Genomic DNA, 11,423 nt, shown 5'->3' with positions numbered 1-11,423 from the left:
GCTTTACTACTTCTTGGACTTTCGCTTCTTCCTTAGGCTTTACTACTTCTTGGACTTTCGCTTCTTCCTTAGGCTTTGCTACTTCTTGGATTTTCGCTTCTTCCTTAGGCTTTGCTGCCTTTTGTGTTTTCACTTCTTCCTTAGCTTTAACCGTTTTTTGTACTTTCGCTACTTGCTTCGTTTTCTCTTCAGCTTTTTTTTCAACTGGTGCTGTACTTGATAGGAAAGAAACATTTGCATAAGCTGTTTTTCCTTTATACTCAAATTGCAGCCATCCGTCTTTTACTTGGTGCGTTGATTCAATAACATCATCTTTTTTCAGTCTACCAAGTATTTCTGATTCAGTATTTGCATCCGAACGGACATTTAACAAATTCGCGGTTACATAATACACATCTTTTGTAAACTCCGCACTTACAAATACTTCTTTACCATTTAAATCAATTTTGGACCATCCTTCTTCCGTATGTATAACTTTTAACTTTTCTCCTTCTTTTACTTTTTCGACAACTTTTGATTCCGTAGTCGGTTTTTCACGTACGTTGAGTACATCTGCTGTTACGATAGTTTCTGCAGTAGCAACTGTGGTAAAAGCCCCCATCCCAAAAACTGTTGCTGTAGCTGCGCCAATTATTTTTTTCATATTAGCCTCCATTACGTTTTTTTGACTTCCATTATATCAAATACTTCCATAAAATAAGGTATTTTCACAGAATATCAAAACTTTTGTAACAATATATTAATACTACTTAATATATTGTTGTTAAAAACCCTTTTTCTTCAAGAATATCAAATTTATACATTTACGTTCTATACATAAAAAATCACCTCATCAAATATAAAATGAAGTGAGCGAAAGGATATTTGTTTAAGAATTGCTACAGTTATCTTTCTTGATTATCATAATATGTTTTATCTGCATATTTTTTATCATTTCCTTTTAAATAAGCTAAGATTATTTTTGGATTTTTAACTAAAGTCCAATCTCCATATGTATCAAATCTTCTGCACGAAGTTATCATTCCATTTTTTATTGTACCGAATTTCTTATTTTGTTGTTTTCCCCATTCTTTTAACCGTTTTGCAAAATCTGCATCTTCTGCCATAAGCATATTTTCATTAAATCCGTTAATCGCCATAAAGTCTTTTCTATAGCACCAAAAAATCCCGACAGATATAGCCCCATACTTAAAAAATAATGGAATTATAAGTAACAATGCGGAAACAAAGATTCCTAAAGATATTCTTTCAAACTTACCAGTTACCCCGCCGCCAATATATTTACCTGAAACTAAATATTTATCTACGTTAGACAAAAAAGACTCTGTCATTTCGGTATCAGCATCTATAGTAATGATTATTTCCCCAGTAGCTATCGCGGCTCCTGCATTTCGGATTTTAGACAAGTTTTTATCTTCATTTTTTAATGTAATACAGTTATACACCTTTGTTATTTCCTCTGTTTTATCTGTACAACGATTTAAAACCACTATGACTTCAGTTTGATTTTTATATGCTTCCGCTGCCTTTGAAATGGAATCTAAACATTTTCCAATGTACTTTTCTTCATTGTGCGCAGGGATTATAATAGAAAACTTTATATCTTTCTTTAAATCGTTTCCTAAAGAGTCATTCGTTTCTTTCATAACACACCCCTTTTTATAAAATAAATTTTCACTCTATATAACATATATTAATATTTATGAGACTGTATTATAAAAACTAAAAACATGTTTAAAATCACCTAGAATTCTTCTATCAAAACAAAATGAAACAATAGTTTTTATGCTACATAGTTATCGCGATTCCTGCCAAAAACAAACTTACGATTGCTAAAAATTTCGTGCCGACTATAGCCCCTCTTAAATGAAACTTATAATCTTTGTACCCCTTCATGCCTTCTGTGCTAGGAATAACAACAAACCTTGGAGTAATCCAGCAAAAGATTAGCCAATCCAATATAAACAAATCTACTACATTAAAAATCATTAAAATACCAAAAGTATGCACATAGGCATCAACATATAATAATTTTTCATGCTTATGTAGTATATATGTAGAAACGAAAGGAGTACCGAAAAGAATAGCATTATATACGATATTAAAGTAAATCGTTTGCTTTTTTTCATAAATCGATTTTGGAAAAACTACCTTCTGAATATCTTTCGGATAATCAGTTAACGAAAGACGAGGATTATAATATAAAGATCCTAAAATTAGCACGGATAGTACAGTAGACATAATGACACCAACATATATCATTTGCTCAAATGAACTCATACGCACCATTCACCCTTTTCTTTATTCGCTCCATCGTACACGCACTTAATTACTTATTGTATGTATAGCATCAATCAAAAATTAACAATTCAATTTATCAATGATTTTATAATTGAAATTATAATTTATGTGTCGTTTATCTTTTCTGAAGAACAATTGAAAATTAGTTTGGAGGAATATTATACAAAAGCTAAATTTGAAGAAATTGATTTTAATTTATATTTCCAACTCGTAGCAAATAAAGAAGTAATAGCGCAAATTACTGAACGTACTATTCTGTTAGATGAAGCGAAAAATGACTTTACAAGGCTGTTAAAGAGCAATGAAAAACATCAAAACTCCATTTTATACAGCCATTCTTTCAATTGTGCTTCATCCAACATTACGTTCCCCTCTCATAATCTTTCACACTATATTCGCCCGTTTCTTACAAAAGATTCATTTTACATGGAAATTTATTTATTACAATAAAAATATAAGTTATATTTTGTTAGGAAAGGAGGATTTCAATTATGAATACAGAGGATAAAACATACGCTGAAAATGTGTTAAAAAACCTCTTTATATGAGCGCAAGTTGATGGATTACAATTTGAGATTTCTCCAACCACAATAAAAATTCATTTTATAAATTTTCATGATCCTGTTCATTATGAGGGGCAATTATATATCAATATCGAGACAAAATGGTGTTTATTTAATAAATCTCCAAAAAGATACCCATTAAATGAAGATGACTTTGACGCTTATACTGAGGAAGAAGCATATAAGAGAATATTTGAAATGAGAAGACAAAAAGTTATAGATATACAACTCGGCGTAGAAAGCCCTCATCTAATCATTACGTTAGGGAATGGGCAAATTATTTTCGTAAATGGTTTTCATGATGATTATGAATGTTGGCAAGCTGGAGCGCAATGTGAGCAATGGCTTGTAGTTGCTGCACCTGGTAATGAAATTGCCACTTGGACTCCCGATGAGTTTATCGATAAATAAACTGTTTTCACGAAGAAGAACCGAAGATATTTTATGAACTACATTACTATTTCTATTACACGTAAACAAAATGACCATTTTGCTTTAATAGAACTCACTTTATTAAAGCTGAAAGGATGATAATGATGGCATGTGTCCATGATTTTGGAATAATTGACGATTTTACTTCTCAAAAAAATTACGAAGATTATACACCAGAGAAATATCATTGTATTTCTGTTGATGATGATATTATCAGTAGTTTAAATCAAAATTTATCAATTATGAAAACCTACTTCCATACAATCAAAAATCAGGAATATGGTTTAGCCTATTACGGTATTACAATTATCCCGCCTGAATCATTAGCAATATTCTATGAAACAGTTACATCTTCAAAGTTCTTCAAAAATTCTGATGAGCTGAATGAGTTAGCTTCAAAAATTGTACAAGCTACAGCAGAACAGAAGTACATGATCCATTATGGGGTTTAAATGTAATTCAAAAAATGCTTAGGATTTCTCCGAAGCATTTTTTGTATGTTACTAATAAATTTATTCCTTAACCATTTAGTCAATGCTTGAGCCTATGCCCCATCTTTTACAAGTAAGGGCGCCTCTATTAATCTAAATAAGCGTCTCATTCCCAAGTTTCCAACTAAACCATCTCCCATGCCCTTCCGTTTCCCCAACCGTTTCACGATATTCGTTTCCGTTAATATAATAATCAATATGAAGGTCCCGGTCCCACATGTTGTTATACAGGTGGAATACATCACGTTTTGCGCCGATTTCTTGCACTTGTTTTTCTAAATTATATTTTACTTGTTCAGGTATTTGATTTGCGACGTGTGTATGGAAAATACAGATTACTGCATCTTCACTTATTTGTTCAATGATAGATGGTAATAACTCTACACCGTCTCCTTCTATTAGTTGGACAGATTCATTTTTTACTAAAGATGCGGCTTGGTCAAACATTTCAAGTCTTTCTTTATGTTCTGGCCAAATGAGTGCACGTAGCCATAAATAATCTTCATTACTATGTAAATCATTTACATGCAAATCTAGTCCGATTCTTTCTACGACAGATGGACTTTCTTTTAGAAAATGAGGCACATTTTCCCCTCTTATTTCAGAAGTTAAATGTACATTCGAATTTATATTCCCGTATGTTTCATCTGTTCCATACGAATAGCTATATTGGTCCCAAAATAGTTGTAATCCAGAACTTGTCCCAATTTCTATTAACGCTAACGGCTTTTTCACTTTATTAAATATATAGCAGAAACTTGGGTATAAGTACGCACATCGCCTTACTTCATTCGTTTGAACGAGTTTCGTTTGTAACAAAGTTATGATTTCTTCTCGGCACTCTTTACAAAAGTCTTTAAAATGATCAAACGCTTGATCTAAATTTGTATTCGTATTTTCAACTAAGCTACTATAATACGTTTTTAACTGATGTTCTTTCCCTGTTAGTAATAAATAATGTACTGCGCCTAATAATAAGTTTGGAACTGGTTGACCCACTTGGGCGTAGGAAGATAGTGTAAGTACTTCCTCATCTTCAGCAATTTTTATTGATAAGTATTCATATAAGTCACTTGACCCTTTACATTCCTTTATTGAAAAATTTCGAAATAAGTTTGCGATTTGTTCTTGTGTACGCATTGGTATCCCTCCTTTTACTTTTACAGAATAATCTTACTATTCCTAGTGCGAAAATTCCATAAAAAGGTATCCTTTCTACCCACTTTACGATACGTAAGCTTTTTCGAGATAATTTCAAACTGTAATTTTTTTCTATTTACCACCTTAAAAGAGCTTGTTAAATAAGATTTTTAGCGAATAAAACGTTAAATAGTTTAAAATTATCAGATAACACTAGATATTTTAGTCTATTAATTATTATAATAGAGTATGAGATGGTTATATAATTGAGACAAAAAAGGTAAATACCTAGGTGGGGCCTAGGCGGTGTTTTCTTTTTACGGCTTAGATATAGTGAACACCTACTCTTTTTTGCCAATATAGGGGATGGAGAGATTATCATGAGCAACATGCAGCAAAAAACAGACGTTATCTTAATTGGTGCAGGAATTATGAGTGCAACGTTAGGCTCATTACTAAAAGAATTAGCACCTGAATGGGAAATTAAAGTTTTTGAAAAACTCGCAAGTGCCGGGGAAGAAAGCTCTAATGAATGGAATAATGCAGGTACAGGGCATTCTGCGCTATGCGAACTGAACTATACTTCCGAAAAATCTGACGGATCTATAGATATTGGTAAGGCTGTAAAGGTGAATGAGCAATTCCAGCTTTCAAGACAATTTTGGGCATATCTTGTAAAAAGTAAATTAATTCGTAATCCACAAGATTTTATTATGCCTCTACCTCATATGAGTTTAGTACAAGGTGAAAAAAATGTTGAGTTTCTAAAAAACCGTTTTGAAGCGCTTTCAAAAAATCCACTGTTTCAAGGTATGGAATTTTCCGATGCTCCTGAAACATTAAAAAAATGGCTTCCACTCATTATGGAAGGACGTGCGCCAAACGAACCGATGGCTGCAACGAAGATTGACTCTGGAACAGATGTGAACTTCGGTGCATTAACTCGTATGTTGTTTGATTACTTACAAACTAAAAATGTCGAGCTAAACTACAAACATAGTGTCGAAAATATTAAACGCACAAAGAATGGGTTGTGGGAAGTAAAAGTACACGATATGAATAGTGGTAAAATTGAGCATCATACTGCAAAATTCGTCTTTATTGGCGGCGGTGGCGGTAGCCTACCTCTACTACAAAAGACTGGTATCCCTGAATCAAAACATATCGGTGGATTCCCAGTAAGCGGACTATTTATGGTATGTAAAAACCAAAAAGTTGTAGAGCAACATCATGCGAAAGTATACGGTAAAGCTAAAGTTGGCGCTCCGCCAATGTCTGTACCTCACCTTGATACGAGATATATAGACAATAAAAAAGCTTTACTATTTGGACCGTTCGCAGGGTTCTCTCCTAAGTTCTTAAAAACTGGCTCAAACCTTGACTTAATTGGTTCTGTAAAACCGAATAACGTCTTAACGATGTTAGCAGCTGGTGTAAAAGAAATGGGACTAACAAAATACTTAATTCAGCAAGTTATGTTATCACATGAAAAACGTATGGAAGAATTACGGGAATTCATTCCGAACGCGAAAAGTGAAGATTGGGATATTGTAGTTGCTGGGCAACGTGTGCAAGTAATTAAAGATACTGATGCTGGTGGTAAAGGTACTCTTCAATTCGGTACAGAAGTTGTTAGTGCGGCTGATGGATCAATCGCTGCGTTACTAGGTGCCTCACCAGGTGCTTCTACTGCTGTTCACGTCATGCTTGAAGTATTAGAAAAATGTTTCCCAAGCCGCATGGTAGAATGGGAAGGAAAAATAAAAGAAATGATCCCTTCCTACGGCATTTCATTAACTGAAAACCCAAGATTATTCCAAGACCTTCACACTTCGACTGGTCGTACACTTGGATTAAATGAAAAAGAAACGGTTCATAACTAAAGAAAAAACGTCCGATATATTCGGACGTTTTTTCTTTACTAGAAATTATATTTATCAATATTCTCTTTCGTAAATACAACCCGCTCTGGCAATACGATAATTCCGTTTCCTTCTGCCTCATAATCATAACCTTGGATGGAGTTTGGCTCTACTTTCACTTTTCCGATTCCTTTTACTTCGAAACTATCCCCTACTTTTAACTTCCTCCCTTTTACTACTATTTCATTTGCTACATACGTTGCGAGTGCACCTTGTTGTTTTACATCCCATAATCCAAATTGTTGTACTGTTCCTCGTTTTACATAATCACGCATAACATTTGGTGTAGAGAAGCCAGTTACAACAACTTTTTTATCCATTTTCAAATTCTCGGCCGCTTGTGCCATCGCTGGTAGTGCCGTTGCATCCGGGCAAATGACTGCATTAATATCTGGATACGTTTTTAATATATTTTCCCCTACTGATAAAGATTTTTGCGCATTATTTTCACCGTACTGCGTCGTTACAATTTCCCAGTTCGGATATTTCTTTTTAATAATTTCTTTCGCTTTCGTTACCCATTGATTTTGATCCGTTACTGTTGGACTAGAATAAAAGAAGGCTACTTTTCCTTTATCTCCAATTTGCTTTGAAGTCATTTCAATTAATAAGTTAGCAAGTTGGTCTGGTGTACCTTGGCTTATATAAAATGAACGGTCTTTCGGATTCACATCAGAGTCCCACGTTAACACCGTCATCCCTTTTTTCTTAGCGCGTTGCAATGATTGTGATAGACCATCCACTGAAGTAGAGGAGATCATAAGTGCATCATAGTTTTGGTTAATAAAATTGTTTATATATTTCACTTGCCCTGATACGCTTGCTTCAGACGGTCCATCATACTTCACTTGTACGCCTAGTTTATCTCCCATCTCTTTTGCTCCTTCACCACCAGATGTAAAGAAGCCAACCCCAGTTAGTTTCGGAATGAATGCAAATTTCACATCATCCGCTTTTTTCTTATCTGCCGTTTGACTAGAACAAGCTATTAAACCGATTAAACAAATACATACAATGAATACAATCCCTAGTTTTCTCTTCATGACATTTCCCCCTTATGCAAACTCTTTCTTTTCCCCGTTGTAAATTGATGTAATTTGAAATGTCTTATAATAACTGAAAGAATAAGAATAATACCAATTACTACGTTGGATTGTTCATTTGTTAAACCCGTCATTTGCAAACTATACTGCATTAACCCTATAAAAATACTTGCCAGTACAGTACCGATAATGCTTCCTTTTCCCCCTGTAATAAGTGTCCCTCCTAATACAACTGCTGTAATGATTGGTAAAATCGTTTCACTTCCCATATCTGCACGCGCGGAACCGAAATACGCAGTTAAAAAAGCGCCCCCTAATCCACCTCCTAACCCGGAAAGTATGTATGCGATGATAACTACTTTTTTCGTTTTAATCCCAGTGTATTTTGCTGCGTTTTCGTTCGCACCTGTTAATTTGACGTGGCGCCCATAAATAGTACGATGAAACAATACAGTGCATAAAATCGTTAAGATAATCAATAACCATAATAAATTCGGTATCCCTACAAAACTACTGTTTGCCAGTTTTACAAATTCGTCAGGTAAACCGCTTATCCCTTCATATCCAGAAGCTCCTGCCCCTCCTGAAATGACGAGTGCAATTCCGCCGTATAAAAACATCGTTCCGAGTGTAACGACTAGTGGCTCTACATCTGTCATTTTTATAATGATTCCGTTTAAAGCTCCTGCTAAGCAACTAATGATTAGGGCTATTATGACAGCAAACAAAATAGGTATTCCGTTCATCCAAAGTACACCAATCAAGATTGAAGTGAGCCCCATTATTGAGCCGACCGATACATCAATTCCTCCTGTTACAATAACGAAAGTCATTGGTATCGCCGCGATTGCGATAAAGAGGAAATCATTCGTACTAAAAAGGAGATTACTAATATTTAAGAAATCACTACTTATAAAACTAAAGAGAATGAATTCTATAAGAAGTAATACGATTAGAACACTTTCCCATCTGTATAAATACTTCATAGATTCATCCTCCTTTCTGCCCTCCACTTTTTCATAACACTATCTAATATGACGATTAGTAATAATAAAAAACCTGAAATAGCATTATTCCAAAATGCTGGTATTTTTAAAAAGATGAGTGAACTGCTTATCGCCTCTAAAAATATCGCTCCTAATGCCGCTCCAACTATAGAACCCGTTCCGCCTTTTAAATGAACTCCTCCTAATACAGCAGCTGCGATAACCTGTAGTTCTATCCCAGTACCTGTTTGGTTAGGAACGAACCCGATATTCATAACAAATATGCAACCAGCGAGCGCAGCGCTTATGCCTGATATAATAAACGCATATATCTTCACTTTATTAACTGGTATACCAATAAGTCTCGCGCCATCTTCATTATCACCTACCGCATAGAAGTATCTCGCGTATGGTACTTTCCTTAATAAGAAGTATAGTAGTAGTAAAATAATCAGAACAACCCATACAGTTATTGGCAGACCAAGTATGACGATAGATGAGAGTTGCTTAAAATTGTTTGGAATATCTTCAATCCATTTTCCGCCTGTGAAAATTAACATCGCACCTCTAATGACCCCTAACATACCTAATGTCATAATAATAGCGGGTACTCGAAGCTTCGCAACGCCAACTCCGTTTACAAAACCAATAATAGCCCCAAGTATTATAGCGGCAGTAATAGACAAGATTGTACTAAACCCCTCCGTTAACAACATCCCGCAAATCGCTGCGCTTAATCCCATAATTGAACCAACTGATACGTCTATATTTTTCGTAAATAAGACAAACGATTGACCAATTGCTAGCACGACTAAAATAACGCTAGATTTCATCATTAAAGATAACGAGTTAAGTTGAACGAAACTTGGATTTATCATTCCGACAATGGCAATATAACTTAGTAATAACAGTATGATAGATGTTTCGTGCATTTTATACATACGTTTCATTCCGTTACACCTCCGTAAGCAAGACGTGTAACTTCATCTACATTCACCTTTTCTTTCTCCAAATGAGAAACAAATTTTCCATTTCGCATTACATATACACGGTTTACTAATTGGACAATTTCTTCAATATCTGAAGAGATTAATAATATTGCGAGCCCTTCCCTTTTCATTTTTTCTATCGTCTCATATACTTCATGCCTTGCTTTCGCATCAATTCCGCGAGTCGGTTCATCAAGAATAATAATTTTCGGATTACACGCAAGATATTTTGCAAGTACGACTTTTTGCTGATTACCTCCTGATAAAGATGCTAGTACTTCATCCATGCTTCGTACAACAATTCGAAACTGTTCTATATACGACTCTACTAAAGCGCTTTCTTTTTCTTGGTTAATGAAAAAGCGACAATTCCGATGTAAACTTGCTGCAGTCATATTTTCTTTAACCGATGCAATTGAGAAAATACCATTTCTTGCTCTATCCTCTGGCACATAAACAAGTCCTTCTCTTAGTCTTTTATGCAAAGAACATGCATCAATTGATTTTCCTTCTAATAAAATAGAACCTGATTTTATAGATTTTAATCCTAATATCGATTCTGCTAATTCAGTTCTGCCCGATCCAACAATGCCCGCAATACCTACAATTTCACCAGCATGTACAGTGAATGATATATTTTCGAAAGCGTGACTCGTTACATCAGTTACTTCTAATATTTTTTTCGTTTCTTTTGTCTCTTGCACTGTTTCTCGTTTCTCTTCTTGTTTATACCCTTGCGGCAATAACCCCTCCATTAGCATGTCATATGTATAGTTACATACATCCCCTTGGCTTATAATCATTCCATCACGTAAAATCGCTACTTTGTTGGCAATTTCAAAGATTTCTGGAAAGCGATGCGTAATATATATCATCCCAATTCCTTTTTCTTGTAAATTTTTCATCAGCACAAAAAGACTCTTAATTTCGTGAGTTGTTAATGTCGATGTTGGCTCATCTAAAATAAGAATCTCGGCTTCTCGTATTAATCCTCTTACGATTTCTACTAACTGTTGCTGCGCAATGGATAGTGATCCTCCTAGTTCATTAAGGTCAATATCCCATCCTAAACTGTCAATTAATTGCTGAATCTTTACTTTTAATTCCTTTTTCTTCCTTTTCAGTCCGATACATATATTTTCTTCAATGGTCATATGCGGAAAAATGAGTGGTTCTTGTGGTATTAAGTAAACCCCTTCTCTGTGTGCTTCTTTCGGATTTGCAAACTGTTTCCTCATTCCTTTTACATACATTTCTCCACTATCATACGAATATAACCCCGTTAATATTTTCATTAATGTTGATTTTCCAGCACCATTTCCCCCAACTAAAGCGTATATCTCACCACGCTCTACTTGTAAGTTTACTTCTTTTAGTACAAGTTGATTTGAAAACGCCTTACTCATTTCCTTTACTTGTAATAAAGGTACGTTATCCACATGATGTCACCTGCCTTTATACAGAACATTTTTTGAGAAAATGATTATTTGTTCTACTTGTTTTGTAGCATTGTATATTCCTTTTTTCATCAGACTATTAATCGTTTCAACTGGAAT

At 34.6% G+C, this 11,423-nt stretch carries 12 protein-coding genes; 4 read left to right on the top strand and 8 right to left on the bottom strand.

What is annotated here, in order from left to right:
* The 3 genes from PDL00_RS24665 to PDL00_RS24655 form a co-directional block, all read right to left on the bottom strand.
* Positions 1-643, bottom strand: a 643-nt coding sequence (locus PDL00_RS24665) for an SH3 domain-containing protein (protein ID WP_270731738.1), incomplete at its 3' end; no start/stop codon positions are given.
* A gap of 241 nt (positions 644-884) precedes the next feature.
* Positions 885-1,646 (bottom strand): glycosyltransferase, encoded by a 762-nt coding sequence (locus PDL00_RS24660; protein WP_242255879.1) that lies wholly within the window; start codon positions 1,644-1,646, stop codon positions 885-887.
* A 142-nt stretch (positions 1,647-1,788) separates the two neighbouring features.
* Entirely contained in the window at positions 1,789-2,280 is a 492-nt protein-coding gene (locus tag PDL00_RS24655; RefSeq protein WP_242255881.1) for a nitroreductase, read from the bottom strand.
* 156 nt (positions 2,281-2,436) lie between these two features.
* Between PDL00_RS24655 and PDL00_RS34930 the strand changes: the two genes are divergently transcribed.
* From PDL00_RS34930 to PDL00_RS24640, 3 genes are all read left to right on the top strand, one after another.
* On the top strand, positions 2,437-2,751 hold the full coding sequence (locus PDL00_RS34930; RefSeq protein ID WP_442868348.1) for a hypothetical protein: 315 nt from the start codon (positions 2,437-2,439) through the stop codon (positions 2,749-2,751).
* Between the two features lie 125 nt (positions 2,752-2,876).
* A complete protein-coding gene (locus PDL00_RS24645) occupies positions 2,877-3,275 on the top strand; it encodes a hypothetical protein (protein WP_242255918.1) in 399 nt (132 codons plus the stop codon).
* Between the two features lie 122 nt (positions 3,276-3,397).
* Positions 3,398-3,748, top strand: coding sequence for a short-chain dehydrogenase (locus PDL00_RS24640; protein ID WP_242255883.1), 351 nt, complete (start codon positions 3,398-3,400; stop codon positions 3,746-3,748).
* A 132-nt stretch (positions 3,749-3,880) separates the two neighbouring features.
* Here the strand turns inward: PDL00_RS24640 and PDL00_RS24635 are convergent, their stop codons facing one another.
* Positions 3,881-4,927 carry a DUF2332 domain-containing protein gene (locus PDL00_RS24635; RefSeq protein WP_270731736.1) on the bottom strand — a complete coding sequence of 349 codons (1,047 nt, stop codon included), beginning with the start codon at positions 4,925-4,927 and terminating at the stop codon, positions 3,881-3,883.
* A gap of 380 nt (positions 4,928-5,307) precedes the next feature.
* On the opposite strand from PDL00_RS24635, the gene PDL00_RS24630 reads away from it, so the two are divergent.
* A complete protein-coding gene (locus PDL00_RS24630; protein WP_063259466.1) occupies positions 5,308-6,810 on the top strand; it encodes a malate:quinone oxidoreductase in 1,503 nt (500 codons plus the stop codon).
* Positions 6,811-6,848: 38 nt separating this feature from the next.
* Here PDL00_RS24630 and lsrB read toward each other — a convergent pair whose 3' ends face one another.
* From lsrB to PDL00_RS24610, 4 genes are read right to left on the bottom strand one after another with little or no spacing between them, the layout of a single operon-like run.
* Positions 6,849-7,892 (bottom strand): autoinducer 2 ABC transporter substrate-binding protein LsrB, encoded by a 1,044-nt coding sequence (lsrB, locus tag PDL00_RS24625; RefSeq protein ID WP_242255887.1) that lies wholly within the window; start codon positions 7,890-7,892, stop codon positions 6,849-6,851.
* Positions 7,889-8,878, bottom strand: coding sequence for an ABC transporter permease (locus tag PDL00_RS24620; protein ID WP_270731732.1), 990 nt, complete (start codon positions 8,876-8,878; stop codon positions 7,889-7,891). The genes lsrB and PDL00_RS24620 overlap by 4 nt, the downstream gene beginning before the upstream one ends.
* On the bottom strand, positions 8,875-9,828 hold the full coding sequence (locus PDL00_RS24615) for an ABC transporter permease subunit (protein WP_242255890.1): 954 nt from the start codon (positions 9,826-9,828) through the stop codon (positions 8,875-8,877). The genes PDL00_RS24620 and PDL00_RS24615 overlap by 4 nt, the downstream gene beginning before the upstream one ends.
* The gene (locus tag PDL00_RS24610) at positions 9,825-11,306 is read right to left on the bottom strand and encodes a sugar ABC transporter ATP-binding protein (protein ID WP_270731729.1); all 1,482 of its coding nucleotides are present in this window, start codon (positions 11,304-11,306) and stop codon (positions 9,825-9,827) included. Before PDL00_RS24610 ends, PDL00_RS24615 begins: the two co-directional genes overlap by 4 nt.
* Between the last annotated feature and the right edge of the window lie 117 nt (positions 11,307-11,423).

Source organism: Bacillus cereus group sp. TH152-1LC (assembly GCF_027710505.1).
Taxonomy (GTDB): domain Bacteria; phylum Bacillota; class Bacilli; order Bacillales; family Bacillaceae_G; genus Bacillus_A; species Bacillus_A mobilis.
This window is presented reverse-complemented; position numbering and strand designations above follow the sequence as displayed.

Excerpts from the sequence above, each read along its gene's own strand:
- PDL00_RS24640 (WP_242255883.1), top strand. The coding sequence starts at position 3,398 with ATGATGGCATGTGTCCATGATTTTGGAATAATTGACGATTTTACTTCT.
- PDL00_RS24615 (WP_242255890.1), bottom strand. The coding sequence starts at position 9,828 with ATGAAACGTATGTATAAAATGCACGAAACATCTATCATACTGTTATTA.
- lsrB (WP_242255887.1), bottom strand. The coding sequence starts at position 7,892 with ATGAAGAGAAAACTAGGGATTGTATTCATTGTATGTATTTGTTTAATC.
- PDL00_RS24655 (WP_242255881.1), bottom strand. The coding sequence starts at position 2,280 with ATGAGTTCATTTGAGCAAATGATATATGTTGGTGTCATTATGTCTACT.
- PDL00_RS24620 (WP_270731732.1), bottom strand. The coding sequence starts at position 8,878 with ATGAAGTATTTATACAGATGGGAAAGTGTTCTAATCGTATTACTTCTT.
- PDL00_RS24660 (WP_242255879.1), bottom strand. The coding sequence starts at position 1,646 with ATGAAAGAAACGAATGACTCTTTAGGAAACGATTTAAAGAAAGATATA.
- PDL00_RS24630 (WP_063259466.1), top strand. The coding sequence starts at position 5,308 with ATGAGCAACATGCAGCAAAAAACAGACGTTATCTTAATTGGTGCAGGA.
- PDL00_RS24635 (WP_270731736.1), bottom strand. The coding sequence starts at position 4,927 with ATGCGTACACAAGAACAAATCGCAAACTTATTTCGAAATTTTTCAATA.